Origin of the sequence: Streptomyces sp. NPDC087310, assembly GCF_044744405.1 — a bacterium.
In the GTDB taxonomy this organism is placed as follows: Bacteria; Actinomycetota; Actinomycetes; order Streptomycetales; family Streptomycetaceae; genus Streptomyces.
In genome coordinates this window covers 530,612-557,035 of sequence record NZ_JBIUYF010000004.1, presented here as the reverse complement: position 1 = coordinate 557,035, position 26,424 = coordinate 530,612, and the positions used below count along the sequence as shown (strand labels likewise).

The following is a 26,424-nucleotide window of genomic DNA, read 5'->3' as shown; positions in this document are numbered from 1 at the left end:
TTTCCCAAGGCTGATTAAAATGATCTCCCGAGTCCGGGGCACCGCGTCGCGCGGTGCCCCGGACTCAGTTGGGTCCGTCGGATCCACCGGGATCCGCAGGAATCTGCCGGGATCCGCAGGGGTCCGCAACCGAGGGGGAGCGATGTCGTTCGAGGAAGAATGGGCTCAGCAGAAGCAGACGGTGGCCGAGCGTCAATCGTCGGACATGCGGCTCAATCAACTCCCGGCCGACCCCGGCGGTTCCGCCTCGCCCGGAGTGGGCGATCCCGACCTGGCCACGACCCCCGCCGCGAAGAAAAAGGCGGCCAACACCATAGAGAACCAGCTCGAACCGGGGACCAAGAAGGCGGCGGACGCGGCCGATGACCCCACGCGCGTCGCTGTCGCGGAGTTCAAGGAGTGGGACACCGGCGCGGGCCTGAAAAAGGCCCACGCGCACTGGGACTCCCAGGTGAAGCGGCTGATGGGCCGACTGAGTTCGGAGAAGGTCGCCCTGCGGAACACATCGAATCTGCTGGCAGGCCAGGACGTGACCACCGAGGCCGGATTCGCGCCGCTGCGATCAAAAGTGAACGGAATCTAGGGGGAGCCATGCCCAGCTACTACGACGTCATGCACATAAAGCTCTCCGAGCTCACGGCGGCGGCGGACGGCTGGAAGGACATGGCCGCCCAGTTCAAGAAACTTGAGGACCTGTACGAGGAAGACGTCCAGAGCGTCGCTTCGGGGAACAAATGGACGGGCGCGAGCGCGACGGCAGCCGCTCCGAACTTCGCCATGACACGGGGCCAGTTCGATGCCGCGCAGAAGGAAGCGCTCGGCATGGAGTCGCTGCTGCGGGACGCCCATGCGACGTTCACCGACCTCAAGGCGAAGGTGGAGTCGGCCGTCGCCGATGCCGTCAAGGCCGGCATGAAGGTCTCCGACCAGGGGATGGCGCGTTACGACTACAGCAAGGTCGACGCGGCCACCGCGAAGTCCGTGCGCCACGACCCGGAACTCCCCAACGTGGAGAACTCGTACACCAGCAACATCATGGCCGCGGTGAAGGCGGTCACCGAGTTCGATCAGGACGTCAAGACAGCCCTGCTGAACGCGTCGGGCGCCGACGGCACCGCGCTCTTCGGCTTCAACGCCACACCCGTGGGCGACGTCCAGGCTGTCGAGGCACTCGGCCTCACGGAGAAGATCAACGCGGGCGAGGCGTCGCAGAAGGAGATCAGGCAGTACCGCGACGTCATGCGCGAGAACGCCAAGGACAAGCACTTCGGCGAGGCATACCTGAACGCCCTCGGAGCGGAGGGCACGGTACGGCTCGCGGACCAGATGAACCTGGCCGCCAACGAACGCGGCGCCTCGGCGGGCGACAAGAAGCTCTACGAATCCATCAACACCAGCCTGGCCGCCACGGTGGCCTCGGGCACGAAGGACCCTGACAGCTACGCCTACGAGCCCTTCATGAAGGGCCTCAAAGAGGTGGGCGACGACAACATCGGCGGCAACATCTCACCGACGAACGGGTACCAGTCGCTGGTGACGCTGATGAAGAACGGCGACGGATACGGGAAGCAGTTCCTCAACGATGTGGGCGCCGACATCATCAAGGTCGAGAAGGCGAACCCCAACAAGTGGGAACACGCCTACGATCCCACGCGCCCGAACCTGGTGTCCGACCCGCTGGACGGTCTGCTCCAGGTCATGAGCAAGGACCCGGACGCGGCGACGTACTTCCTCGACCCCGAGGGGAAGGGCAACAAGAACGACCACCTGGAATACCTGCTCACGGACCGCGAATGGCCGAGCGAGTACATGTCGGCCCCGGGCGCCGTGAAGGAACTCGAATCCCCCTACAAGGCAATGGGCCTCGGCGCCGCCATCGAAGCCGCCGCCACCGGCAACGACCCCGGCGCCAAACCGGGCGAACCCGGCCTGCACACCGAGGGTCAGGCGCGGGTGATGCACCACACCATCAAGTTCATGGACGAGGCGCACGGAGACGAATTCCCCAAGGACCTGGAAAACCTCCGCCAGCCCATGGCCCGAGCCCTCACCGACTACGTCGCTGACACTCATCTCGTCCTCTACGGCCAGGATTCCAAGTACGGCGGAATCGCCGGCAATGACGACATCGGCGGGTCCGGCGACAAGGCGAACATCGCAGTGGGCCAGGCCAGTCTCATACGCGTGATGCGCGGCATAGCGGACGACGGCGCCTCGTACTCCCTCCTGTACGAGACCGAGAGGGCTTACGGTGCCGACGTACTCACCAATTTGCCCGCTTACAACGGCGAAACGACCCACGGGGACAGCGCGGCCTGGAACAATCGCGGACACGAGATCGGCACGGCCATGGGTGCGCTCAATGGAATTGGCGCCGATGTCCACAGGGACAAGATGGAAGATCGGGTGGAGTGGGCCGAAGATACTTCCAACTATTCATCCATCGGCGCAAACGGCCTCATCGGCGAAATCCCGATACTTGGCACCGCAGGAGGCGCGCTGATCGACTCAGTTGCCTACGACTGGACCAAGGATGTCACCGAAGCGGCCGAGGACCAAGGGAAGGAAGATTCCAGCAGAAACTACGCCGAAGGTGTGGACGGGACCAATGAAATCTTCGACAAGTGGGGAGAGAAGAATGAAATCACGAAGGACGGATCCTTCGAATCGGCAAAGAGGGAGGCAAATACTGGCCACAGCGAAGGACGAGCGGCAGCCGAAGCCCATCTCAACAAACCGTAAACCCCTCGGAACATCCATCATCATTGCGGCGTGCATATTGGGTGCAACCTCCTGCACAGCCGAGGAATCCGCCCCACCGAAAGAAGACCTTTGCGAAGTCGCCAAAGACACCGAAACACATAACCTTATACAGAAGGTGCTCCGCACAGATCAGTACGAGACCACCATCTACAACACAAATGACCGCCTGCCAGAGAAATTGTCAGACAGATTGAAACAACGGAAGCCCGGAGGGACAGAGTTCACGACCCAGATATGTTCAATTGCGCCGAAGAGCAAGCGTGACGACGGGTCCCTGGGATTCGAACTCTCATGGACTGCTCGTGACGGATCGACAAAAACTGACCTGCCAGGAAGGGTCAGCCATTACAACCTCAACGGTGCACTCGGCGAAGCGAACGACATCATCACGGAACTTCGTGTGCAGTGCAGCTTGCCCGGAAAATTGCGCAATCCGTCGAGCCAGGTCTCTCTGCTCACAGCGGGATCGAACACACTCAATATCGGAACGAAAGTTGACCAGAAAATGATAGATCAACAGATGACCATCCTCTACCGTGTGGCCCAAAAAGCCACCGAGGTCCTCGGATGCGAAAACAACCCCCTGAAGAACGACCCCACGATCAAGGCATACAGCACCCCCGAAGAAGCGGCCCGGGCCGGAAACTAGAATCGCCCATCGGGTCGGGACTTCATCACTTCGAGGCGGGCCATCCGCGACCGGGCGCACAACATCGGGCATCGGGCAAGCCGCGTTCCCCGGACGGGAGCCTCTGGCCCACGGCGGCCCCCCTCACGGCGTACGGTTCGAAGTGAACGATGCCAACAAGGGTCGCCGAGACGGCAGTCTCGGCTGGCGCGCAAGAGACTGACCCGGCTCACCGGCAACAACAAGGAGGCTGCCCGTGCTCTTGGATGGTGAGGCATGGCAGGCCAAGTTTCGTGACTTCCGGACGGAAGCATGGCGTCTGGAAACCCTTCCCGCCTATAAAGTCCCGCAAGAGGTAGAGGAGATCCAGTTATTTCTGGCCGGCGAACGCATCGATCCTCGTACCTACTCGAACGAGTACACCGAGGACCTGAAGCGAGTGCGCCGGGTGGGAAAGACCAAGGGGCGCGTACATGTCGTCACGCGCCCGCTCTCCAGCTATCTCCTGTTTGAGTTCATGTACTACCTGCCTCACGCACAGGCAGGCGAAGACATCCGAATCATGGACGTAACCGACCGGCACAATCCGCTGGCCGGCGTCCAGGACTTCTGGATGTTCGACAGAAGAGAAGTCGTCCTGATGAACTACGAGTCGGACGGCACACAGATCAGCCGAGAAGTACACGAGGGTGACACAACGCCCTACGTTGAATATCAGCGTATAGCGCTGGCCGAATCGGTGCCCTTCGAGAAGTACGCGAAGGGCCTTGGCATGTGACGCCCAAACGCTGCACGAGCGAAACGGCGCGATTCGAACACCCGCTCGCCGATCGGCCATTCGGTCAGCCGGGGTACGGCGCAGAAGACCGATGGGCCCGTCCGAAGCCCCCTTTCCCGTTCTGGAAAGAATCGAGGCTTGACCTGGTCGCGTACCGCTCGGGAGCATCGAGAACGACAGGCGCACGCCTACGTGAGGAGCGACGATGCTGCGGAAGCTGACGGGGGATCCGAACTGCAAGAACGGATCGTGCCCGACGTTATGGGGCACCGAGGGCGAGAGGAGCTACGTCGTCCAGGGGCATGTCGTCACCGATCCCGAGCAGTTGGCTCAGCTCGATCTCCCGGAAGGTGAGACCGCCGTCCTGGTGCCCGCAGCGATGCTGGAGGAGTACTTCCGTGCTCAGCGGTGAGGCGTTCGCCCAGCTCTTCGAGACCTTCGAACGGTCCGCCTTCCGGCTGGAGACACTGTCCACGTACGACGTGGAGGAGGAGCGCGAGGAGTACGAACGCTTCCTCGCCGGTGGCGAGATGGGCCCCGACTGGGACGACAACCCGTGGGTGCGGTCGATGACGGACAAGGGCAAGGACGTGTCCCGCGTCCACGTGCTCCGTTCTCCCCTGACCGACTACCTGCGCTACGAACTCGCCGCCTACCCTGGCAACATCAAGGCCGGCGAGACCATCGGCATCATCGATGCCGCAGAGCAATCCGTGAGCGGCCTGCCGGATCACGACTTCTGGCTGTTCGACGACCAGCGCGTGTTCCGGATGCACTACACACCCAACGGCGCGTTCATCGGCGCCGACCCGTTGCCCGCCGCCAGAGTTGCCGAGTACCGGGACTACCGCGACCGAGCCCTGGCCGGGGCTGTGCCGTTCGCGGAGTACTGGGAGCGGCACCGCTGACCGCAGATTCGATCGGGAGAGCCCTGCGGGCGTTGCGGGACACATCCGGACTCACGGGTGATGCCGTGGCCCGCAGGGCATCCATGTCCGCCGGCAAGCTCTCGAAGATCGAAACCGGCAGAGTCCTGCCGACCGTTCAAGACGTGGATCTCCTTCTGACCGCCATAGGCGTCAGCCAGGAGGTCAAGGAAGAGTTCCTCACCACGGCCCGCGCCGAAGCCACCGAGGCCACCGCGTGGCGGTTGCTGCGCCGTATGGGCCCGTGGAAGCACCAGAAGAGCCTACGGGCCATCGAGGCCACCACCGCAGAGCTCAGACTGTTCCAGGGCCAGCTCATCCCCGGACTCCTCCAGACCCCCGAGTACGTATCGGCTGTCTTCTCGCTGCCCCCGGCACTTCCGGAGGAGACCCGGGCCAAGACCGTGGCCGCCCGGCTCGAACGGCAAGCGGTCCTGTATGAGCCGAGCCGGTCGTTCCGCTTCCTCATCTGCGAGCACGTCCTCAGGTGGCGCATCAGTGAGCCCGCTGTCATGGCGCTGCAGATGGACCGGCTCGTGTCCGTCTCCCGGCTTCCCAACGTCTCGCTGGGAGTCGTGCCGAACGGGCGGCGCATGCCGGACTTCCCCATGACCTGCTTCAGCATGCACGACGACCGGCTGGTGATCGTGGAGACGTTCCACTCCGAAGTCACCACACGTGATCCGAAGGACGTGCAGGTCTATGCCGATACCTTCGAGCGCTTCGCAACCGTGGCGGTCTACCGCGAGGCCATGACAGCCCTGGTCGAAGGCGTGCGGGACGAATTCTTGCGCCAACAGGAAAGGTCCTAGAAGGCGCTGCTCAACGGGTGAAGCATCAGCGGTGTCGACCCCTGCGAGACGGAGGAACAGATGACTGACCTTTACGGCCTCGACATCACCGGAGCACGGTTCAGGACGCCGTGCGGAGGCAACACGCATCCGGACGGCGAGGCATGTGTGACCCTCGCCAAGATCGGGCCGGACGCGTGGGCCGTGGGCGACAGCCAATGTCCGACCGCCGCCCCCTTGCGCTTCACGACGACGGAGCTGAGCGCGGCCGGAATCGATCCGGTCCTCTTCGGCCTCTCCGCGTAGCTCTCGGTCCGCCTGACACCCCGCCCCGCCCACGCTCGACGGGCGGGCCGGGGCCGTCACCTTGCGTTGAACGGAGTGGGCCTTGCACATCCACGGGTACGCCTGGCTGGGCGAGAAGACCACCTTCGACAAGGAGAGCCTGCGGCGGCCTCCGGGCTCCCCTCCGATGTCGAGCAGCCCCTTGGACCTGATCGAGCGCTATCGCGCGGCCGTGACCGATTTCCCGATCACGGACGTGCCGCCTCTCCAGACAGCACACTGGTTGATGAAACGCGCGTCGGTGATCCGGGGCACATGGCAGGAGCCGAAAGAGGCCGGGGAGTGGCTGGGCCTTCAACTCCATGAATTCGCGCCCCGGTTCGCCTCCGCGGGTGAACGGGAGGAGACCCGCCTCGCGCACCTGCGGAACTCGGCGGTCGAGCGCCTGGCGGAGGGAGGGGACGTATCGCTCGGCCACTACCTCAGGGGTACGGTCTTCCACTCGGTCGCGCTGGTGACATGCTCCCCCAACCGCAGCAGCCCTGGCCTTCCCTGCCCGGCTCGGTAGGACCTCGCCCCGCCCGAATCAGTCCGCGAGACCGCGAGGCTCCGCCGCCTTGACGTACCGGAGCCAGGACGCCGCCTCCGCACGGCCGAAGGCCAGTACAGCCGCCTCCGGGCGCTTGCTGTCGCGGAACGCGATGCGGCCGTCGGGGAGGAGGGCGGTTTCGACACAGTCGCCGCCGGTGTCGCCGCCGCCGCCCGAGTAACTGCTCTTGCGCCAGTGCGCTTGCCGCACCGGGGCCCTCTGCTTCATGTGACAGCTCCCTTCTTTGGGTTACGCGTACAGTTTCGCCGCTTCGGCGATCATGTCCCTCGACTCCGCCCGAGAGAGCGCCAGTTCGGTGAGGATGCCGAACCGCAGCGTCCACGCCCGTACATGCTCGCGGTCCTCGATGTAGAACATGCCCGCCGGGCCCTCCGTGTAGCCGATGTCGGGCATGGGCGCGGGCAACGTCAGGATCGAGAACGGACCCTCCAGTCCGGGGCTCCCACCCACGTCACGCCGAAGGACCTGGATCGAGATGTTCGGGCTCTCGGCCACGCTCAGCAGCTTTCGCAACTGGCCCCGCATGACTTCCTCGTCTCCGATGACATGGTCCAGGACGGCCTCGTCGTAGATGAAGTGCGCCTTCGGGGCCGGCTGCCTCTGGAGTACGTGCTGACGGATCATGCGGGCGGCGACCTTGCGTTCCAGTTCCTCCGGGGAGCACTCCCCGGGGGCGGCCGCAAGCATGACGGCGCGGGCGTACTCGGCGGTCTGCAGGAGCCCGTTCACCAGTTGCGGCTGGAAGCTCCAGAGCTCGACGAGGCTGTCCTCGATGCTCAACAGCGGTTGGATGTCCCGGGGCAGCGCGTCGACGAAGCTGATCCACCAGCCGCGCTCCGACGAGCTTGCGGCCAGTGCCACCAGCCCGTCGCGGAGCCGCGTGTCGGTGACCCCGTACACATCGAGCAACTGCTCCACTTCACGTGGCTTGATGTTGTGCTCCCGGTTCTCGATCCGGGACAGCTTCGACCGCGACCAGCGCCCTGGCAACGGCTCAAGCCGCTCGATCGCGGCCTCCTGGGTCAGGTCGGCGCCCTCGCGCAGCGCCTTCAGCGACGCCGCGAGCTGCCAGCGTCGTACCACCGACGTTCCGATCTCCATGTTCCGTCCCATGGGTCCCTCCGGTACTCGTCCGTCGCTCCGGGCGCACCACCATTACCCGTCCGCATGAAAAATGGACTGTCCACTTGAAAGTGGTCGCGACCGGAGTTCAGGATACCGCTACGCGAAGCGTCGAATCAGTCACGCTCAGTAGGAGGACATGATGTCAGCCGAAGCAGCCGGACCCGCCTCTCCCACCGCCAGCATCCCGCCCCTCACCTACGCCGAATTCCTCGCCCTGACCGAGGAGTTGGTCGCCGACACCGCGCCCCGGCTCTTCGCCGTCGTCCAGACGTACGAGCCTGAGGGCACTGGCCCCGAGGACGCTGACGCGTGGGTCGCCGCGTGGGGGATGGCGTTCGAGGAGCATGCCGAGATCGTGAGCGCTTCCGGCGGCATCCGGATGAGCGTGCGCTCGCTGGACCGCGCCGTCGGGAGGTTCGGCCGGGGCGACGACATCAGTGCGTGGGTGGTGTGGGTGCCCGGGGCTGCCTGAGATCAGTGTGGGCCGGGTGCGGCCCGGTGGGCCGGGGGTGCCTACAGTCGCGTGTCATGGACTGGTTGGAGCGGGTGGGAAGCCTGCGGCAGTGGACCAACAACGGGGTGCGCGCGCCGCACAAGCCGCTGCTGATGCTGTATGCGCTGGGGCGGTACCGGCGCGGGCCCGAGCGGGGGTTGCGCTACTCCGAGATCGAGCGGGATCTGCGTGAGCTGCTGCGGAACTACGGGCCCACGAACCCGACGTCTCCCGCGTATCCGTTTCACCATCTCGTCAGCGACGGTGTGTGGCGCGTACGGACGGACGCCGGGGACGCGAGTCCGGGTACGGGGGTGCGGGCGCTGCGGGAGAGCGGGGCGGAGGGGCGGCTCGTACCGGAGTTGCGGGCCGCGCTCGACGCGGATCCGGGGCTGCTGGGACGGCTCGTGCATCTGCTGCTGGACGCGCACTTCCCGCCGTCGCTCCACGCGGACATCGCCGCCGACGTCGGGCTCGACCTGGAGTTGGACGCTGCCGTACGGCCGGTCCCCGCGCCCGGCGCCGTACGGGAGGACCGGCGGCGCGGTGTCGAGCTGCGCAGGCAGGTGCTCGTCGCCTACGAATACCGGTGCGCCTTCTGCGGGTTCGACGGTTCGCTCGGCGGGGTGCCGGTCGGGCTGGAAGCGGCGCATGTGCAGTGGTGGGCGTTCAAGGGGCCGGACGAGCTGTCCAACGCGCTGTGTCTGTGCTCGCTGCACCACAAGCTCTTCGACCGGGGGGTGATGGGGCTGGACGGCAAGCAACGCGTCACCGTTTCGCGGGAGTTCGTCGGGCGTGGGGCCGCCGCGCGGAGTCACGTACTCGACCTGAGCGGGCGGGCGCTCCTCGGTCCGCAGAGTGGCAGCGCCGGTGTGGACCCCGAGCGCGTCGACTGGCATACGGCGCAGGTGTTCCGGGGCGAGGCCCGTACGCCCGAGTCCGTCTGAGCCGGTCCGAGCCGGTCTGAGCAGACGAACTTCCGCTCTGCCGTTGGCTAATCTGCTGCCGGCCGATAGACCTCACGTCAGGGCGGTGGCCGGGCAAAGGTGGGAAGGAACGGCACGGCGACCGGCGCCGCGTCACCCCGAGGAGGGCCCATGTCTCCGCTCGTCACCGATCTGGATCTCCCACCGACCCCCTACGCCTCCGATGCCTCCGAACAAGGCACGGGCGCGGCATCCACGCCGTTCGACGACCATCTCGCCGCCCGACTGCTGACCCAGCGGATCGTCGTCCTCGGCACCGAGGTCACCGACGTCTCCGCGAACCGGGTCTGCGCGCAGTTGCTGCTCCTGTCTGCGGAGGATCCGCGCGGCGACATCGGGCTCTACATCAACAGCCCCGGCGGGTCCGTGACGGCCGGGATGGCGATCTACGACACGATGCAGCTCATCCCGAACGACGTCGCCACCCTCGCCATCGGATTCGCCGCGAGCATGGGGCAGTTCCTGCTCGCGGTGGGGGCGAAGGGCAAGCGCGCCGCCCTGCCGAACGCGCGGATCATGATGCACCAGCCCTCGGCCGGCATCGGCGGCACCACCGCCGACATCGCGATCCAGGCCGAGAACCTGGAGTTCATGAAGCGGGCCATCGAGCGGATCACCGCCCAGCACACCGGCCAGTCACCGGAGACGATCTCCCGCGACGGCGACCGCGACCGGTGGTTCACTGCCGAACAGGCCAAGGAGTACGGCATGGTCGACCGGGTCGTCTCGTCGCTCGACGACGTACGGCCGGCCGCCGCGCAGCGACGGATCGGACTCTGACATGGGCCAGTACACGATTCCGACGGTCATCGAGCGCACACCGCAGGGCGGCGAGCGCGCGTACGACATCTACAGCCGTCTCCTGTCGGAGCGGATCATCTTCCTCGGCACGGAGATCGATGACGGCGTCGCGAACGCCGTCATCGCCCAACTGCTCCATCTGGAGTCCGCGCACCCGGAGACCGAGATCTCGATCTATCTCAACTCACCGGGAGGTTCGGCCACTTCACTCATGGCGATCTACGACACGATGACCTTCATCGGCTCGCCGATCTCGACCTTCTGCGTCGGCCAGGCGGCCTCGACCGCCGCCGTACTGCTGGCGGGCGGGGACCCGGGGCGGCGGTACGTCCTCGAACACGCCCGGGTGCTGCTCGGGCAGCCCGCGAGCGGCGGCCACCAGGGGACGGTCTCCGACCTCAGCCTCCAGGCCAAGGAGATGGTACGGATCCGGTCAGAGGTCGAGGAGATCCTGTCCCGGCACACCGGGCACGACATGAAGACCCTGCGCGCGGACATGGACCGCGACCGGGTCTTCACACCGCACGAGGCGGTGGCGTACGGGCTGGCCGACGAGGTGCTGAGCCGGAGGCGGGTCCCGGGTTCGCTGATGGGATGAGGGGATAAGGGGATAGATAAGGAGGTCAGGCCGCCAGGCGGGCCCCTGGCCGGTGCGACCAGGTGCCCCGGGCGCCGCGCCCCGCCAGCGCCGTCACCGTACCGTCGCCCGTACCCCCCGAAGGGCGGTCCTGGCGGGCCCGGTCGAGGCGGACGAGTTCGCTGTGGGAGCGCGCGAGCAGATCGGCCAGTCCGAGTCCGAGGGCCCCCGCGGCGGCGGCCAGGACCTCGGACGACGCCTCCTTGCGGCCGCGTTCCAGCTCCGAGAGGTACGGCATGGAGATACGGGCCGCCTCGGCCACGTCCTTGAGCGTGCGCTCCTGCGCCTGGCGCTCGCGGCGCAGGACGTCCCCGACGAGATGCCGCCAAAGGGGGTCCTTGGCCTGCTTCCTGGGCGCGGGGGCCGCCTGCGCCGTACGCGGGCGCAGGGGTACGACGCGGGCTCGGTCCGGCGCGTGGCTCGTCATTCTCTCAGGGTAGGGGCGTCGTGCCCGGCCGTCAGGGTGCCGGGTTCCGCCCCGGGCGAAACCGGGGTGGCGTCGGGGTCTGCGGGACGCGGCGCTCCGAGGTGCGCCATGACCACGTCCCGTACGCGGAGCACGGCCTCCGGTGCGAGTACGGCGAGGACGGGCAGGGCGTGGTGCCAGTCCTCGGCCGTCAGGGCCTTGCGGAGGAGGGGGAGGGCGCGGGCGCGGTTGGCGGGGGTGGCCTCACGGGGTGCGACGAGCGATGCCAGTTGACGGATCGCGTGGGTGAAGTCGGGGAACGGGCCTGATACGGGGAGGATCAGCCGGTCGGCCGCCGCCCCGACCAGGTACTCGGCGAGCAGAGCATAATCTTGGCCGAACCGGACGAAGTCAGCCGCCCTGTCCAGCAGTTCGACTGCTTCTCCATCATCACCTCGACCTGCCACTGCCAGGGCGACGGAGCCGATCGGCACGAAGAAACCGGGACCATCCGCCGGCAGCCGTCGTCGGGCCTGCTCCGGATCGGACCGCGACTCCAACAGCGCCAGCAGCACCTGCGTGTACGACTCCAGCAGAACGAGGCTGCGCGACGCGGCGCCGACGCGGCGCGCGGTGTCCGCGACGCGGTACGCGAACCACGTATCGCCTCGGCCTGCGACCAGAAGCGAGCAGGCAAGCGTCGCGAAGATCTCGCCGCTGTCACCCGAGTCGGCGGCGAGTCCGCGCCGACGCAGGTCGTACATGAGTTCCGCTACCTCGGCGGAGGTTCGCATCCGGAGTGTGGCGGCTACGGCGATGCGCGCCAGTTCCTCCGCTTCCGTCTTCTGGAGGAGCCCGGTGCCGCGCGCGTCGCTGCTCTCGTCACGGATGGCCTCGGCCACGGCCCGCGCGCGGTCGACCGCCCCGGCGAATCCCAGCGCCTGGGCGGCCACGATCGTGGCACGCGCGTGGTCAGCCCAGTCCTTGACGGCTGCGGCTCCCTCCACCGCCGCATTCGCCAGGCGCAGCGCCTCGGTTCCGCCCGCCGCCTCAGCCGTCGCGTGCTCCGCCGAGATCGCCGCAAGCGCCCAGGCGCGCACCGCGTCCGTACCGATCCGCCCGGTCAGGGACTCGGCCTCTTCGAACCGGCCTACCGCCGCCAGTTCTCTTGTCAGGGTGGCGACCGACTCGTCGGTCGCACGGTCGTAGGTGTCTCCGCCGAGCAGCGCGGCCGCACGTTCCGCCGCCGCCACCAGCCGTGTCGCCCACTCCCTGTCGTCGGCCGCCACACATTCGGCCAGCGCCGCAAGGGTCGCGGCGGCCAGCCAGGCATGCCGTTCCGGCTCTGCCCGCACGGTTGTCTCCAGTGCGCCGGCGCGGCCCGCCGCCACGAGCGCCGCGACCACCTCGGGCAGGGCGCTGATCACGTCCGTACTGTCGATGCTTTCTTCGTGTCCCGCCTTCAACGCGGCCCATACAGCATCGGCCCGCCCCTCGCGAGCCCATCCCCTCGCGAGGGCCCGCCAAGCCCATGGGGTGCCTCGGTCGAGCGGCACGGAAGCGGACCGGAAGAATTCCTCGGCCTCGTCCACGGCACCGCCGTCGGCCAACGCGACCACCGCGTGGGATACGTCGACCCCGCTGGGGCGAGGCGCGCCCGTCACGGATCGCTCCGATACGTACCGCGCGGCCTGCCGTGCGAGCCGGAGGGCCTCTGCCGGGCGGGCTTCACGTAGCGCGCCGACGGCTACCGCCAGTCCACGGACGTCGGTCACTTCGGCTGCCCGCACGATTCGATCGTGCAGGTGGTCAGCGCGCGGCGGATCAACAGTCCTGTACGCATTCGCCAGTTTGCCCAGCGCCTCCAGGCTGGGGGCGTGGACCATCTCGGTCAGGGATTCCTCCGACTGCCGGAGCAGCAGGGACGCGCGCCGAGCGTCCCTCACGCTTTCAGCGACCGCCACCTCGGCCACCGACCCCGCTACGGCCCACGGAGCCAACTCGTCCGCAAGGAGCCGTTCGAGCGCTTCGCTCGTCCGTCCCGCTATGGCAAGAGCGACGGCGGCCGTCGTCACCATCGACCTGTCGGACAGCCACGCCTCGACCCCGGCCGACAGCCCCAGCGCCTCCCGCGCCACAGCGGCCGCCTCCGGGTCCCCCCGCTCCGCCAGCACCCGCGCGACCCCGGCCAGTGCCCGCGCCCGATCCCACGGACGGAACACACTGCGCGCCATCCCCACCGCGCGCCGCGTCTGCCCCAGCCGGGCCAGCGCCACCGGGATGCCCGGCGGCAGCGCCCTGTTGCGGCGGGCCAGCAGCGCGCCGGCCGCCGTGAGGGCCGCCAGGGAGGCGATGTCGCCGGCGTCGGCCTCCAGTACCGCATCCCGGACCGCTTCGATCTCCGCCAGGCCCGCCGCGTCGCTGCCCGTCGCCTCGCGCAGGCGGTCGCTGCGTCGCAGGTCTGTGGCCAGGGCCGTCGCCCGGTCGAGGTCACCGTGGCCGGTCACCATGCGTGCGTACGCCTGGAGGAGGTACGACGGGGTGTCCTGGGGCCAGCCGCGTTCCGCGTACCGCGCGGCCCAGGTGTGCAGGCGTTCGCGGTACGGCCGTACGTCGGGGCCGAGTTCGGCCAGGGCCGTGACCAGCAGCGTCTCGTGGGCGAAGAGGTAGCCGCGGCTCTCGTCGTACGACCTGCCCGACGGACCACCGCTGCCGGCGCTCTGGCCCCGCATCCGCAGAATGCGGCCGAACGCGCTGCCCAGTCGCTCCCGTACCGCCATCCGGTGGGCTCCGGTGAGGTGGCGCAGGTCGTGGAGGGTCAGGCTGCCGCGCGCCGCCGCGAGCAGGCCGACGAGGTCCCTGCCCAGGTCGTCCCCTGTCAGCGCCCGGGAGAGGTCGTACGTGGCCTCGTACTGGGTGTGGAGGGCGGCCTCCGCCGTGCTCAGCCGGACGACCTCGCACCCCCGCAGCGGATGGCCGCTCGTGACGTCCGGCGGGACGCCGGGGCCCGGTCTGCTCGTCACCAGGACCCGGACGTTGGGGGGCAGCCGCCGGGGCAGGAGTGAGGCGATGCTCGGGCCCGTGCCGCCGCCGGGGACGAGGGACTGGTCCTCGTCCAGGCCGTCGACGACGAGCAGCAACGTGCCGCCGTCCTGTGCGACCCGCTCCGCCGCCTCCTTCAGCAGCAGCTTGCGCTCCCCCTCGCGGGCGATCGCGGAGCGGTGGTCGACGGGCTCGCGGCCCGCGATCGCGGCGAGTTGGTCGGTCACCGCCTCGGTGTACGCGGCGCTGTCGCTCTGGCTCGCGAAGCGTGCGGTGATGAAGAACCACACGGGTACCACCCCGCGTGGCGGATGCAGCGCGAACCAGGCCGCCAGGGCGGTCTTCCCGGCCCAAGGCGGCGCCTGGAGCCACTGGTAGGGGTCGGGGCCGCCGCAGAACGCGGTGAGGTCCCGGAGTTCGCGGGCGCGGCCGGACAGGTCGGCAGGGGCGATGTCCTCCAGTTGGGCGCTGAACGCCTCCTGGATCAGGTCGAGTCCGGACGGGGGCACCGCATCGGGCAGCCCGGCGGGGGCCAGGCTTCCGCAGCCCAGGGTCTCTTCCAGCTCCCGGAGCGCCTGCGGGGCCAGTCGCTCCGACCAGCGGTCCACGCGCCGCGCGGCGAGGCGGCCCGCGCCGTCGCCGAGGTGGTGGTGGGCCACGATGCCGACCATCCTGCCGCCCGTGAACACCGGCGCGCCCGACATGCCCTCCCAGGGGGAAAGGGCCGCGTACGGAGTGCAGTTGGGAGCCGTGGTGGCCAGATCGAGCGTGCCCTCACGGCGGTTGGAGAGCACCGCGCAGGCCGCGTGGACGTGCTCGGAGTCGCGGTAGCGCGAACCGTCCTCGTCCGTACGGAGCTTGAAGCGCGGGAAGCCGATCGCGCTGCACCGCAGCACCGCGTCGGAGTCGCCGACCCTGGCGAAGCGCACCGGCTCCGGCAGCGGGCGCGGGCCGTCCGCCGGTACGGCCAGGACCGCCACGTCGATCCCCGTGTCCGACCAGGCCACCGTGGCCCGGACCGTACGTTCGCCCGGCCGGTCCGCGTCGAACCGTACGCGGATCCCCGTGGCGCCCGCCACGACATGCGCCGCGGTCAACAGCCGTCCGGGCGCGACCAGATACCCCGAGCCCCGGCGCCCGCCGTCGGGCAGGGTGACGATGATCTCGGCGGCGCGGTCGGCCCGTAGCGCCTCCTCGGCGGTCCGCCCCTCCCGTGTCACGGCGCGCTCAGCGCTCCCCGTCGACCTCGTCGCCCGCGATCAGGACGGGGCCCCTCGCGGCGTCGGGCGCGACCAGGACGGGCTGGAGGGTGAGGGTGATCCTCTGTGTCTGCGCGTGCGTGTACGAGGCGTCGGCGCCCGCTTCGACGACCCAGAAGCGGACCTTTCCGTTCGCGGAGCCCGCCCGGTCCACGGCGACGGTCGCCTCGACCTCCACCGGCCCCAGTTCGAACCGGACCGCCTCGTCCTGGCCGTCCGCCATCGCGGCGTTCAGCTCCTGCCGCAACTCGCGGATCAGCTCGGACAGTTCGATCATGCCGTCCCCTGGTTCCCTTCCGTCACACGGTTCTCTTCAGTCACGCCCCGTATCCCCGTACGCACCGTGCGGGAATGCTACAAGCCCTCGCCCCACCGCGCCCCGCGCCTGGTGTGACGCACGGCACACGGAGAGGAAAACCCGCACACCCCCTCCGTGCGTCTGGCCGGTGTGGGATCACGCAGCAGGACACCAGCGGAGCTGGACGAGGAGAGACTCGTCCGGCTCGTCGCCAAGGGCGACCGCGCCGCGTTCGAGGAGTTGTACCGGCGTACGGCGCCCTGGCTGGCCGTACGGCTGCGCAGGCGGTGTGCCGACGAGCAGATCGTCGCCGAGGTCATGCAGGAGACGTACCTCGCCGTGTGGCGCGCCGCGGGCGCGTTCGCCGGGGCCGCGGTCGGCGGGTCCGCCGTCGGGTGGCTGTGGACGATCGCGGCCCGCCGCCTCATCGACGCCTTCCGGCGGCGCGCGCACCAGGCGCGGCTGCCCGAGGCGATCGCCGGGCACGCGGGCGCCGCCGGGGCCGTGGCGCCGGCCGCCGAGGACGAGGTGCTGGCCGCCTCGGTCGGCGGCGAGGTCGGGGACGCGCTGGGGGCTCTGGCGCCCGAACTCCGGGACGTGCTGCGGGCCATGGTGCTGGACGGGCTGACCGTACGGGAGACGTCCGTCCTGCTCGGAGTGCCGGAGGGCACCGTCAAGACCCGCGCGCGGCGGGCACGGAGAGCGATGCGGGAGGCTCTGTCATGAGCGGAGAGACCAGCGGGGACAGCAGCGGGGACAGCAGCGAAGAGACGAGCGAAGGGGCCGGCGGGGAAACGAGCGGAGGGGCCGGTGCGGAGCTGGGGAGCCGGCACGCCTCCGGCGGCCTCATCCTCCGGTACGCGCGCGGCGACACCGCCATCCCCGCCGACCACGTCTGGGCCCTCGAAGCCCATCTGGAGTCCTGCGCCGCCTGCCGCGGGCGCCTCGCCACCGCCACCGCCGCGCACGCCCCGGCCGTCACCGCGCTCGTCGACGGCGTCTGGTCGGAGCTGGCGCCCCTGCTCCCCGGCACCGCCCCCATGCCACGCCGCTCCCGCCACCCGGCGCTCGCGTCCTGGGCGTCGCCGGTGATGGTGCCCTGGCTCTGCATGACCGTGGTCGCCGGGCTCCTCGCCGTGTTCCTCGACGCCGTGTCCACCCAGTCGCTCTCCCTCGTCGCGCTGCTGGCCCCGGTCCTGCCGGTGTTCGGCGTCGCCGCGTCGTGGGCGCGCGGGCTCGATCCGGCGTACGAGATCGTCACGGCCACCCCGCGCGCCGGGCTCCCTCTGGTGCTCAGGCGGACGACGGCCATGCTCGTCGTCGTCATCTCCGTGCTGGCGGTGGCCGGTTGGCTCACCGGTACGGCGCTCGCGCAGTGGCTGCTGCCCTGTCTCGCCTTCACCACCGGCACGCTCGCGCTCGGCGGGCTGATCGGGGTGACGCGCGCCGCGACCGCTCTGGTGGCGGCGTGGGCCGGGGTGATCGTGGCGCCGACCGTGGCCCTGAGCGGTACGGCCTTCGCCCTGCGGACCGGCGCCCTGCCGGTGTGGGGCGTGCTCTTCGCGCTCGGGGTGGCCGTCGTGGTCGCCCGCAGGGGCGCGTACACCGTTCTCGGCGCCCAGCGCTGAGAACAGCGGTTACCGACAAGACCGACAAGCAAGAAGTGAGGGGGTTCCTCCATGACGCGTGCCGTGACACGTGCCGTGACCGCCGCCGAAGTGGCGCCCAGGACCTACGCCTGGGAGATCAGAGCGGAGGCGCTGAAAGTACGGGCGGGCGGGCGGAAGATCGCCGTCGACGGGCTCGACCTGGAGCTGGGCACCGGTGTGCACGGGCTCCTCGGGCCCAACGGGGCGGGCAAGACCACCCTCATCCGTGCGCTCGCCACCGTCCTGAACCCCGTCTCCGGCACCCTGGAACTGCTCGGCGCGTCCGCCGGTGACCAGAGCCGGCGGCGCGAGCTGCGGCGCCGCATCGGCTATCTGCCGCAGGAGTTCGGGTATTACAAGCGCTTCACCGTCCGTGAGTTCGTCGAGTACATGGCGTGGCTCAAGGAGGTCCCCGCGCACGACATCCCCGGGGCGGTCCAGCGCGCCGTCGAGCGCGTCGGTCTCGCCGACCGCGCCGACCACCGGATGAAGACCCTGTCCGGCGGCATGGTGCGCCGCGTGGGCATCGCGCAGGCGATCGTCAACGATCCGGCGGTCCTGCTGCTCGACGAGCCGACCGTCGGGCTCGACCCGGCGCAGCGGCTGCGCTTCCGCGAGCTGCTGATCCAACTCGGCGCGGAGAGCTGTGTCGTGGTCTCCACGCACCTCGTGGAGGACGTCGCCGCGGCCTGTACGGACGTGGTACTCATCGCGGACGGCCGCCTGGTCTTCCGGGGCACCCCGGAAGAACTCTCCGCCGCCGGCGGCGAGGAACATGCGGGCGACAGCCCGCTGGAACGCGGTTACACCGCGCTCCTGGCCCGCCCCGAGCAGGGGAAGGGCGGTGCCTGGTGACCGCCTCCCCGCCCGCCCCCGTACTCCCCGTCCCCGTGGACGGCACGGCTCCGCCATCAGGTCGCGGCACCGGCCCCGGACGGATCCTGCGGATCGAACTCCGGCGTTCCGCAGCCCTGTTCACGGGCGCCCTCGTCCTGGTCGTCCCGCTCGCCTACCTGAACCTCCTCACCGGCCCCTGGGTGCACGGTGACGAGCGGTGGACCGCCGGCTACACCGCCGCCGCCTGGTGGCAGCGGGAGCTCCTGGTGTTCCTGTGGCCCGGTGCGGTGGTCGCCGGGGCAGTGCAGGGGCTGCGGGACCGCCGCTCCGGTACGTCCGAACTCCTCGCGACCACGTCCCGCCCCACCTGGCACCGCGCCGCCAGCCTCGCGTCCGCCTTCGCGCTCACCCTCACCACCGCCTACCTGCTGGTGTTCCTGTCCGGTGCGGTCCAGGTCGCCGCCAACAGCGGCCAGCCGCACCTGGGTTGGCTGCCGATCGCGGTCGTCGGGGCGCTCTCGCTGGTCGCCGGTGGCTGGCTCGGCATGGGGATCGCCAGGGCCCTGCCGTCGCGGTTCACCCCGCCCGCGCTCGGCGTGGGAACCCTGCTGTGCGCGATGCTGCTCAGCGGCTACGTACTGCCGGATCCCGCACCCCAGCAGGTCATGCTGCTGGCGCCGTCCCTGATGGGTCCGCGCAGCGCGTTCCTCACCGTCGCCTGGCAGGCGAGCGCGGGTCAGGCGCTGTGGCTGCTCGGTATGGCGGCCACCGGTTTCCTGCTGCTGGTCACGGTGGGGCGGCGCGCCCCGCGTGCGGTACGGATCCGTGCCCGGCTGGTCGCGCTGGCGCCGATGGCGCTGGGCGCGGCGGTCGCGCTGCCGATCCTGCCGGGCGACCCGTACGACACGTACATCACCGACGCGTCGGTGACGGAGCCGGTGTGCGAGGGCCGCGTCTGCGTCACGCGCCTGCACGAATCCCGGCTGGACGGGTTCGCCGGGCCCGCCGAGGAGGCGCTGCGGCTGCTGTCCCGGCTTCCCGGTGCGCCGACGTCCGTACGGGAGGCGGTCACGCCGTGGCCGCCCGGCGCTCCGGTACGGCGCGAGGCGGCGGTCCTGCCCGTGGACTTCGAGGCGCGGCATCTCGACGGGGCCACGCCCGAGGAGACCACCCGCGCCCTGCTGGCCGGTGCCGGGACGGCGCCCTGCGTCGACGCCTACGCGGACCCGGTCACCAGCGAGGAGCGGGACGAGGGGCTGACGGAGGCGGAGCTGGCGTCCGAGGAAAAGCGGGCGGTACGGGAGTTGGCGGCGCGTACGGTGACCGCAGCCTGGTTCACGGGGGAGCTGAAGCCGCTGCCCGGCCTGCACTACGTGCGCGAGGAGGCCGACGTACTGGCCCGTCCCGCCTGGGAGGCGCTGCGCGCGCTGCCCGCCGCTGAACAGCGCGAACGGATCGTGGCCCTGCGGGACGCCACGCTCGCCTGCGACGCCGACGGCACCGAACGCGACGGCGAGCAGGACCTGCTGAAGGTGCTGACGGACGGCGCGGGTGGTCCGGGTGGTCCAGGTGGTCCGGGTGGTCCAGGCGGTGCGGGTGGTGCGGGTGGTCCGGGTGACGGCTCCCGTGCCACGGACGGTACGAGCGGCGGCGCCCGGTGAGCAGAGCACCATCCGTGCTGCGCGGTCCCGCCCTGTACGCCCGCTCCCGCCATCTCCCCGCCGCGCTCGCCGGGGCGGCGCTCACCGCCGCCCTGGCGGGGTGGTCCGCCTCCGTCTGGTCGCCGGTCGACCCGAGGGTACGGGCACTGCTGATGGTCTCCGCGGTGGTGGCGTCCGCGTCCGGGCTGAGCGGTCAGGACGCGGCGCTCGACCGGGCGGCGGCGCGCCGCTGGGCGCCGCTCCGGGCGGCGCACGTGGCGCTGATCGGGGCGCTCGCCGGGGCGGTGCTGCTGCTGTGCACGCCGTCCGGGCGGGCCTTCGAGGCCGGTTACGTCGTGGTCGACGCGGCCGGGGCCGCGGGCGCCGTGGCGCTCGGGGCGTGGCTGTGGGGCGGCCGGTCCGCGTGGGCGCTGCCGCTGGGGTGGTGCGGGGTGGCGTTCTTCGTACCGTCCACGGAGGATGCCTGGGCGCAGGCGGCGACCTGGATGCTCCAGCCGCCCGGCACCACCGCCGCCGTCTGGACGGCCGCGTTCCTCGCCGTCGGCGGCGGGGCTGCGTACGCGCTGGCCGGTCCGCGCCGTTGACGTTCACCCGGCGGACACCTCACCGTCGTACGGATGCCACCGGCCGGGGCGGGGAGAGGTGAGTGGATGTCCGCGCCCCCCGCCGCCCTGTCCCGCCCGCCACCGACCCGTGGAGACCGTATGCCCGGCACACCCGGCCCCGGACCCGCCTCGGACCGTACGCCCGCACGGCGCACCGCCCTCCGACCGAAGCAGCGCAGGCGGCCCCGTGCTCTGACGGCCGGGCTGGCCGCCGTCGCGCTGGCGCTGGGCGGCGCGGTCGCGAGCGGTGCCCCGGCGGTCGCCGCGCCCGCCAACTCCCTTGCCGGGAAGGCGTCCGGCGCGCAGAAGTGCGTCACGAAGCACGGCGCGGCGGCGAAGGCGACATGCGCGCGGGCCGGCGATCTCCTCGATGTGACGCTGGACCAGCTCCGTCCCACCCAGCCGTCCGTCGGTTTCGACCAGATCTACTACAAGCTCGGCCGCTACAGCAGCACCAAGGACGAGCAGAACGGCGACGTCAACAAGCGCTTCGACGACTGGTGCGAGACCAACGGCCAGGAGGAGGCGGCCTCGGTCCCGGCCGGTGCCACTCTCGCCGACCCGTCGAGCTTCACCTGCACCGTCGCGGTCGGCCAGGAGACGGACGAGACCCGCGCCGCGATGAAGACGGTCGTCGTGGGCCCCGGCGGCGCGCTCTATCTGACCGACGGGCACCACACCCTCACGTCGTTCCTGGAGACGGCCGACGGCGGCCCGAGGACGCACATCCGGCTGCGCGTGACCGCCAATCTGAGCGATCTGGGGACCGGCGCGTTCTGGCAGACGATGCAGGACCGGAAGTGGGTCTGGCTGCGCGACGAGAACAACCGCCCCATCACCACGGACCAGCTTCCGCAGCGGCTCGGGCTCGCCCGCTTCCACGACGACCGCTACCGCAGCCTCGTCTACTTCACACGGGACATCGGCTACCAGGCGCCCGAGGCCGCCGCCGAGTACCTGGAGTTCCTGTGGGGCACCTGGCTGCGCGACCGGGTCGACCTCGACACGTACGACCTGACCTCGCCCGCCTCGTACCTCACCGCGGTCCGCGGCGCGTCCGAGGCCATGTCGGGGACGCCGGGCGACACCGTGATCGCCGACGGCCGTACCGCCGACGAACTGGGGCGGATGGCGGAGTGGAACGACGGAAAGAAGCCGACCGGCGGTGAGTTCGGGAAGCTGAGCGCGCCGATCAGCGACAAGAAGCCCGGCAAGCTCGCGTACGCGCTGGACTACCGCGGCCACCTCCCGGCCAGGTCCGGCGACTGCCCGAAGCACCCCCAGCATCCCCAGCAGCCCCAGAACCCGAAGCATCCGAAGCACCCCCGCGTCCACGCCGCGGGCCGCTCGTAAGCCGCGGGCCGCTCGTAAACAACTGGGCCCGCGCCCGCGCCGCCGCTAAACTCGACGCCATGTTCAAGCACTACTTCTTCCTGTGATCCGGACCTGACGCAGCTCAGGTCCGACATCACTCCGGCCCGGCGACCCGCGCCGCGCGCTGCCGCTCACCACCGCGGCTGAGCGCCGCCGCGCGGGCGCACGGGCACGACATCCCAGGAAGAAGCATGCGCGAACGCGCCCAATTGGCGATCAAAGACATGTCCAAGGCGTACGGCGACCGGTCGGTTCTCGACCAGGTCTCGCTGACCGTACGCCCCGGCGAGAAGGCCGGTGTCATCGGCGAGAACGGCTCCGGCAAGTCGACGCTCCTGCGGCTGCTCGCCGGGGCCGAACGGCCCGACAGCGGCGAGATCACCGTCGCGTTCCCCGGTGGCGTCGGCCATCTCGCCCAGACCCTCGACCTCGACCCCGCGTGCACCGTTCAGGACGCCGTGGACGCGGCCCTCGCCGGGCTGCGCGAGCTGGAGCGCCGGATCGCGGCGGCCGAGGCGTCCCTCGGCTCGGCCGACGAGGCCGAACTCGCCTTGTACGGTGACCTGTTGACCGCGTACGAGGAACGCGACGGCTACCGGGCCGACGCCCGCGTCGATGCCGCGCTCAGCGCTCTCGGCCTGCGGAACACGGCCAGGGGCCGGCGGCTCGGCTCGCTCTCCGGCGGGGAGCGGTCCCGGCTGGCGCTGGCCTGCGTCCTGGCCCCGGCGCCCGAACTGCTGCTGCTCGACGAGCCCACCAACCATCTCGACCTCCGGGCCACCACCTGGCTGGAGGACCAACTCCGGGCGCACCGAGGGACGTTGCTCGCCGTCACGCACGACCGGGCGTTCCTGGAGCGGATCGCGACGACGATCCTGGAGGTCGACCGGGACACCCGGGCGGTGACCCGGTACGGCGACGGCTGGGCCGGGTACCGGACGGCGAAGGCCGCGGCCCGGCGCCGCTGGGAACAGGACCATCTGGAGTGGCTGGCCGAGGTGGCCCGCGCGGAGGAGCTGGCCGAGGCGGCGGGCCGACGGCTCGCGTCCACGGGCCGGGACCCGGGCGAGGGGTTCGGCAAGCACCGCCGCTCGCACGAGGCAAAGCTGTCCGGGCAGGTCAGGGCGGCGCGCGAACGGCTGGGACGGCTGCGCCGCGCCCCGGTCCCGCCACCGCCGGAGCCCCTGCGCTTCACGGCCACGCTGCGCGCCGCGCCGCCGCAGGACTCCCCGCCCGACGCGCCCCCGGGCACGGTGGCCGAGCTGGACGAGGTGGCCGTCGGCGACCGGCTCCGGGTGGCGGCCCTGCGGGTGAAGGCGGGTGACCGGCTCCTGGTCACCGGCCCCAACGGCGCGGGGAAGACCACCCTGCTCCGGCTGCTGGCGGGCGACCTGCGCCCGGACAGCGGTACGGTCACGGGCCCGCCCGGCGGCGCCGCCCGGATCGGCTACCTCCCGCAGGAGCTGCCCGCCGTACCGTCCCGGCGCCCCCTCCTGCACGCGTACGCGGCGGGCCGCCCCGGGCCGCCGGAGGAGCACGCGGACGGACTGCTCGCCCTCGGGCTGTTCCGGCGGGAGGACCTGGCCGTACCGGTGGCCGCGCTCTCGGTCGGCCAGCGCCGCAGACTGGAACTGGCCAGGCTGGCCGCCCGCCCCGCCGATCTGATCGTCCTGGACGAGCCGACGAACCACATCGCGCTCAGCCTGGTCGAGGAGTTGGAGGAGGCGCTGCGGAGCTACCCGGGCGCGGTCGTGGTGGTCTCGCACGACCGGCGTTTCCGGGGCGCGTTCGAGGGGGCGCGGCTGGAACTGCGCGCGGGTCGCCCGGTCACCGAGGAGGCCATGGAGCGGTAGCCCCGGGCTAGGGTGACCGGGTGCGGATAAGCGGTGGAGGTACGACGGCGGCGGCCGGGCGGACCGGGGCGCACGCCCCGGACGAGGTACGGGAGCCGGCCGGCGCCGTGGACGTACGGCAGGCACCGCGGGCGCCATGGTGGCGGGTGCCGTTGATCGCGACCGGGGCCGTCGTTCCACTGTACGCCGTGTGGGTCGTCGTCCTCGCGACCGGCGGGGGCGACCTCGCGGCGCAGTTCGCCTGGGCCGGGTTCATGGCCCGGCATCCGGGATCCGCGTACAACCTCTCCTGGTACGGCGGCACGCACACCGCCAACTACAGCGTGCTGGCCCCTCCCCTGATGGCGCTCCTCGGCGTCAGAACGGTCTCCGTACTGGCGGGGCTGGCCGGAACCTGGGTGCTGGGCCTGCTGTTCGTCCGTACGCGGGTGCCTCGGCCCGTCTGGCCCGCGCTGCTCGGCGCCTTCGCGCTCTGGTGCAATGTCGCCTCCGGGCGGACGACGTTCGCCCTGGGGGTCGCCCTCGGGCTGGTCGCCGTACTCGGCACACTCCGGCTCCGTACGGCCCAGCTCCGTACGGGCCGACTCCGTACCGGCCGCGTGGCGTGCGCCTGGCTGTTCGCCGCGCTCGCCACCCTGGCCAGTCCGGTCGCGGGGCTCTTCCTCGTCGTGGTGGGCGCGGCGTATCTGCTGGACCGGCAGTGGGTGAGAGGGGCCGCGCTGATCGTCCCGCCGGCCCTGGTCGTCGCGACGACCACCCTGCTCTTCCCCTTCCAGGGCGAGCAGCCGATGAGCCCCAGCAAGCTGTGGATGCCGCTGGTGGCCTGCGCGGCGCTCTGTCCGGCGGTGCCGCGGAGCTGGCGCGTGGTGCGGTACGGGGCCTTCGTGTACGCGGTGGGGGTCGTGCTGACCTTCTCGGTCTCCTCGCCGATCGGCACGAACGTGGAGCGCCTGGTGGGGCTGGCCGGCCCGCCCGTACTGCTGGCGGCGCTGCTGACCCGCGGGCCGGTCCCGCCGCGCGCCCTCGTACACCTCAGGAAGTCCGCCGTCCTCTCCCTCGTCCTCCTGGTGACCCTCTGCGTCAACACCTGGTGGCTGCTCGGCAAGACCGACGACGACCTCGTCGTGTCCACGACGGTGCCCGCCTGGGCGACGCACACCGAGGGCGTGATCTCCGCGCTGGACCGGCTCGGCGCCGACCGCACCCGCGTCGAGGTCGTCCCGGCCCGCAACCACCGCGAGGCCGATGTCCTCGCCCCGCACCTCAACATGGCGCGCGGCTGGAACCGCCAGCTCGACGTCGAGCGCGGGCGCCTCTTCTACGAGAACCACACCGGCGCCCGCACCCTCGCCCCGGCCGCGTACCGCGCCTGGCTGGACCGCTGGGCGGTCGGCCTGGTGGTGCTGCCGCACGGCCGCCCCGACGGCCCGGCCACCGCCGAGGCCGCGCTCGTCGCGAGCACCCCGGAGTGGCTGACACCGGTCTGGCGGGACGCCCACTGGACGGTCTACCGGGTCCGGAACGCCGTCCCCCTGGTCCCGGCCCCCGCCACCGTCGTAAGGAGCGACGCCGCCTCCCTGGTCGTACGGACGGAGGCGGCGGGCCCGGTGACGGTACGGATCGCCTACTCGCCCTGGCTCAGGGCGCCGGGCGCCTGCGTCACGCGCGACGGCGACTGGACGCGCCTGACGGCCCCGGCGGCGGGCGACTACCGGCTGGACTCGGCGTACCGGCTGCCGTGGACGGGGTCCGCCGACTGCCCGGAGAACGGCTGACGCGCGCCCCGCTCCACCGCGGCGGGGCGCGCGCCGGGCCGGAGCCGCCCGGTCAGCTCGTCTTGAAGCAGTCGGCCCGGTCGTCCAGGTTGGCCGGCAGACTGCTGTTGTGCGTGTGCGGGCTCTCCGTCCACAGGAGCTTCGTGCAGGAGGCATCCGAGCCGGTCTGGGTCCTGGCGTAGACGTAGATGGTCTTGTCGCCCTTGTTCGACCACGACGAGGTCTTGTTGTGGAAGTTGTAGTCGGAGAAGTAGATCTTGCTCTTGTGGCTGTTGTTCCAGGTCAGCCTCCTGCCTTCGAAGTTCTTGGTTTCCCAGAAGCAGTACCAGTCCTTCCCTATCGCCTGGGTGGGGCAGTTGTCCGCCGCCGTCACCCCCATCTCCGAGAGCGGAACACCGGTGAACTCCGCCTGGAGCTTGCGCGCCGCCAGGCTGCTGGGCGGCGCCTTCCGCTCGCCCGGGAGCGGGAAGGACATGATCGCCTCGCCGCCGTTCCAGGCGATCTCGTTCACGCTGATCTGAGTGCCGCCCTCCGTGTTGGCCAGGGTCCGGTCGATCTGGCGCTGCAACTCGGTGGTGCCCCGCGCGGCGGCGGGTTCGGCCGGCGCGGCGGACGCGGGGCCGGTCAGCGCCAGCGGCGCGGTGAGCGCCACCGCCGTCGCGAGTGCGGGGAGGGCCTTGATGGCACGGAATCTCATGGGTCGTCCCTTCAGAGACGGTCGAGTCGGTCCGGGCCCACGCCGTCCGTGGCGCGTCCCGGCCTTGCCCAACCGATCTCAGCCTGCCGGGAGTTGTCCGGCAGCCCCCTCCCGCCGGTCCGGACAATCACCTCGGGGCGCCGAG

The 26,424-nt window shown here is 70.8% G+C and carries 27 protein-coding genes; 21 read left to right on the top strand and 6 right to left on the bottom strand.

Going from position 1 to position 26,424, the window contains the following annotated elements; genetic code table 11:
• Positions 1 to 142: 142 nt before the first annotated feature.
• The 9 genes from ACIO3P_RS17685 (at position 143) to ACIO3P_RS17645 (ending at position 6,739) form a co-directional block, all read left to right on the top strand.
• Positions 143 to 583, top strand: coding sequence for a hypothetical protein (locus tag ACIO3P_RS17685; protein ID WP_329828949.1), 441 nt, complete (start codon positions 143 to 145; stop codon positions 581 to 583).
• Positions 584 to 591: 8 nt separating this feature from the next.
• A complete protein-coding gene (locus tag ACIO3P_RS17680) occupies positions 592 to 2,742 on the top strand; it encodes a hypothetical protein (RefSeq protein ID WP_401851631.1) in 2,151 nt (716 codons plus the stop codon).
• 136 nt (positions 2,743 to 2,878) lie between these two features.
• Positions 2,879 to 3,412 carry a hypothetical protein gene (locus ACIO3P_RS17675; RefSeq protein ID WP_401851634.1) on the top strand — a complete coding sequence of 178 codons (534 nt, stop codon included), beginning with the start codon at positions 2,879 to 2,881 and terminating at the stop codon, positions 3,410 to 3,412.
• Between the two features lie 235 nt (positions 3,413 to 3,647).
• Complete coding sequence (locus ACIO3P_RS17670) at positions 3,648 to 4,169, top strand: DUF6879 family protein (RefSeq protein WP_401851636.1); 522 nt, start codon at positions 3,648 to 3,650, stop codon at positions 4,167 to 4,169.
• Positions 4,170 to 4,374: 205 nt separating this feature from the next.
• A complete protein-coding gene (locus tag ACIO3P_RS17665) occupies positions 4,375 to 4,581 on the top strand; it encodes a hypothetical protein (protein WP_401851639.1) in 207 nt (68 codons plus the stop codon).
• Positions 4,568 to 5,077, top strand: a complete 510-nt coding sequence (locus ACIO3P_RS17660) for a DUF6879 family protein (protein WP_401792446.1) — start codon at positions 4,568 to 4,570, stop codon at positions 5,075 to 5,077. Before ACIO3P_RS17665 ends, ACIO3P_RS17660 begins: the two co-directional genes overlap by 14 nt.
• Entirely contained in the window at positions 5,059 to 5,907 is an 849-nt protein-coding gene (locus tag ACIO3P_RS17655; RefSeq protein WP_401978179.1) for a helix-turn-helix domain-containing protein, read from the top strand. The genes ACIO3P_RS17660 and ACIO3P_RS17655 overlap by 19 nt, the downstream gene beginning before the upstream one ends.
• A gap of 60 nt (positions 5,908 to 5,967) precedes the next feature.
• Positions 5,968 to 6,192, top strand: a complete 225-nt coding sequence (locus tag ACIO3P_RS17650) for a DUF397 domain-containing protein (RefSeq protein ID WP_401851642.1) — start codon at positions 5,968 to 5,970, stop codon at positions 6,190 to 6,192.
• Positions 6,193 to 6,274: 82 nt separating this feature from the next.
• Positions 6,275 to 6,739, top strand: coding sequence for a hypothetical protein (locus tag ACIO3P_RS17645; RefSeq protein ID WP_401851643.1), 465 nt, complete (start codon positions 6,275 to 6,277; stop codon positions 6,737 to 6,739).
• An 18-nt stretch (positions 6,740 to 6,757) separates the two neighbouring features.
• On the opposite strand, the gene ACIO3P_RS17640 is transcribed toward ACIO3P_RS17645, so the two are convergent.
• Together ACIO3P_RS17640 and ACIO3P_RS17635 are read right to left on the bottom strand one after the other, a co-directional pair.
• Positions 6,758 to 6,988: a DUF397 domain-containing protein gene (locus tag ACIO3P_RS17640; protein ID WP_329828937.1), complete on the bottom strand. Its 231-nt coding sequence runs from the start codon at positions 6,986 to 6,988 to the stop codon at positions 6,758 to 6,760.
• A gap of 21 nt (positions 6,989 to 7,009) precedes the next feature.
• Positions 7,010 to 7,894, bottom strand: coding sequence for a helix-turn-helix domain-containing protein (locus ACIO3P_RS17635; protein WP_401978173.1), 885 nt, complete (start codon positions 7,892 to 7,894; stop codon positions 7,010 to 7,012).
• A 151-nt stretch (positions 7,895 to 8,045) separates the two neighbouring features.
• On the opposite strand from ACIO3P_RS17635, the gene ACIO3P_RS17630 reads away from it, so the two are divergent.
• The 4 genes from ACIO3P_RS17630 (at position 8,046) to ACIO3P_RS17615 (ending at position 10,784) form a co-directional block, all read left to right on the top strand.
• Positions 8,046 to 8,378, top strand: a complete 333-nt coding sequence (locus ACIO3P_RS17630; protein ID WP_401851645.1) for a hypothetical protein — start codon at positions 8,046 to 8,048, stop codon at positions 8,376 to 8,378.
• A gap of 56 nt (positions 8,379 to 8,434) precedes the next feature.
• The gene (locus ACIO3P_RS17625) at positions 8,435 to 9,346 is read left to right on the top strand and encodes a phosphorothioated DNA-binding restriction endonuclease (protein ID WP_401851648.1); all 912 of its coding nucleotides are present in this window, start codon (positions 8,435 to 8,437) and stop codon (positions 9,344 to 9,346) included.
• A gap of 150 nt (positions 9,347 to 9,496) precedes the next feature.
• Positions 9,497 to 10,165, top strand: a complete 669-nt coding sequence (locus ACIO3P_RS17620) for an ATP-dependent Clp protease proteolytic subunit (RefSeq protein ID WP_329828932.1) — start codon at positions 9,497 to 9,499, stop codon at positions 10,163 to 10,165.
• Between the two features lies 1 nt (position 10,166).
• Positions 10,167 to 10,784, top strand: a complete 618-nt coding sequence (locus ACIO3P_RS17615; protein ID WP_401851650.1) for a ClpP family protease — start codon at positions 10,167 to 10,169, stop codon at positions 10,782 to 10,784.
• Positions 10,785 to 10,809: 25 nt separating this feature from the next.
• Here the strand turns inward: ACIO3P_RS17615 and ACIO3P_RS17610 are convergent, their stop codons facing one another.
• The 3 genes from ACIO3P_RS17610 to ACIO3P_RS17600 are packed head-to-tail and all read right to left on the bottom strand — an operon-like array spanning position 10,810 to position 15,807.
• Positions 10,810 to 11,250, bottom strand: a complete 441-nt coding sequence (locus ACIO3P_RS17610; protein ID WP_401851652.1) for a helix-turn-helix domain-containing protein — start codon at positions 11,248 to 11,250, stop codon at positions 10,810 to 10,812.
• The gene (locus ACIO3P_RS17605) at positions 11,247 to 15,491 is read right to left on the bottom strand and encodes a trypsin-like peptidase domain-containing protein (protein ID WP_401851654.1); all 4,245 of its coding nucleotides are present in this window, start codon (positions 15,489 to 15,491) and stop codon (positions 11,247 to 11,249) included. Before ACIO3P_RS17605 ends, ACIO3P_RS17610 begins: the two co-directional genes overlap by 4 nt.
• 7 nt (positions 15,492 to 15,498) lie before the next feature.
• Positions 15,499 to 15,807: a trypco2 family protein gene (locus ACIO3P_RS17600; protein ID WP_329828927.1), complete on the bottom strand. Its 309-nt coding sequence runs from the start codon at positions 15,805 to 15,807 to the stop codon at positions 15,499 to 15,501.
• 171 nt (positions 15,808 to 15,978) lie between these two features.
• Here ACIO3P_RS17600 and ACIO3P_RS17595 point away from each other — a divergent pair, with 171 nt between their 5' ends.
• The 8 genes from ACIO3P_RS17595 (at position 15,979) to ACIO3P_RS17560 (ending at position 25,582) form a co-directional block, all read left to right on the top strand.
• Positions 15,979 to 16,554, top strand: a complete 576-nt coding sequence (locus ACIO3P_RS17595) for an RNA polymerase sigma factor (protein ID WP_329829666.1) — start codon at positions 15,979 to 15,981, stop codon at positions 16,552 to 16,554.
• A 92-nt stretch (positions 16,555 to 16,646) separates the two neighbouring features.
• Complete coding sequence (locus ACIO3P_RS17590; RefSeq protein WP_401851784.1) at positions 16,647 to 17,456, top strand: zf-HC2 domain-containing protein; 810 nt, start codon at positions 16,647 to 16,649, stop codon at positions 17,454 to 17,456.
• 51 nt (positions 17,457 to 17,507) lie between these two features.
• Entirely contained in the window at positions 17,508 to 18,332 is an 825-nt protein-coding gene (locus ACIO3P_RS17585; protein WP_401851657.1) for an ABC transporter ATP-binding protein, read from the top strand.
• Positions 18,329 to 19,975 (top strand): hypothetical protein, encoded by a 1,647-nt coding sequence (locus ACIO3P_RS17580; RefSeq protein ID WP_401851659.1) that lies wholly within the window; start codon positions 18,329 to 18,331, stop codon positions 19,973 to 19,975. Before ACIO3P_RS17585 ends, ACIO3P_RS17580 begins: the two co-directional genes overlap by 4 nt.
• Positions 19,972 to 20,559 (top strand): hypothetical protein, encoded by a 588-nt coding sequence (locus tag ACIO3P_RS17575; protein ID WP_329828924.1) that lies wholly within the window; start codon positions 19,972 to 19,974, stop codon positions 20,557 to 20,559. The genes ACIO3P_RS17580 and ACIO3P_RS17575 overlap by 4 nt, the downstream gene beginning before the upstream one ends.
• Before the next feature lie 120 nt (positions 20,560 to 20,679).
• Entirely contained in the window at positions 20,680 to 21,933 is a 1,254-nt protein-coding gene (locus tag ACIO3P_RS17570; protein ID WP_401851662.1) for a ParB/Srx family N-terminal domain-containing protein, read from the top strand.
• A gap of 212 nt (positions 21,934 to 22,145) precedes the next feature.
• Positions 22,146 to 23,807 (top strand): ribosomal protection-like ABC-F family protein, encoded by a 1,662-nt coding sequence (abc-f, locus tag ACIO3P_RS17565; protein ID WP_329828922.1) that lies wholly within the window; start codon positions 22,146 to 22,148, stop codon positions 23,805 to 23,807.
• Positions 23,808 to 23,953: 146 nt separating this feature from the next.
• On the top strand, positions 23,954 to 25,582 hold the full coding sequence (locus ACIO3P_RS17560; protein ID WP_401851787.1) for a hypothetical protein: 1,629 nt from the start codon (positions 23,954 to 23,956) through the stop codon (positions 25,580 to 25,582).
• 52 nt (positions 25,583 to 25,634) lie between these two features.
• Here ACIO3P_RS17560 and ACIO3P_RS17555 read toward each other — a convergent pair whose 3' ends face one another.
• Positions 25,635 to 26,279, bottom strand: coding sequence for a peptidase inhibitor family I36 protein (locus tag ACIO3P_RS17555; protein WP_329828921.1), 645 nt, complete (start codon positions 26,277 to 26,279; stop codon positions 25,635 to 25,637).
• Positions 26,280 to 26,424: the final 145 nt, after the last annotated feature.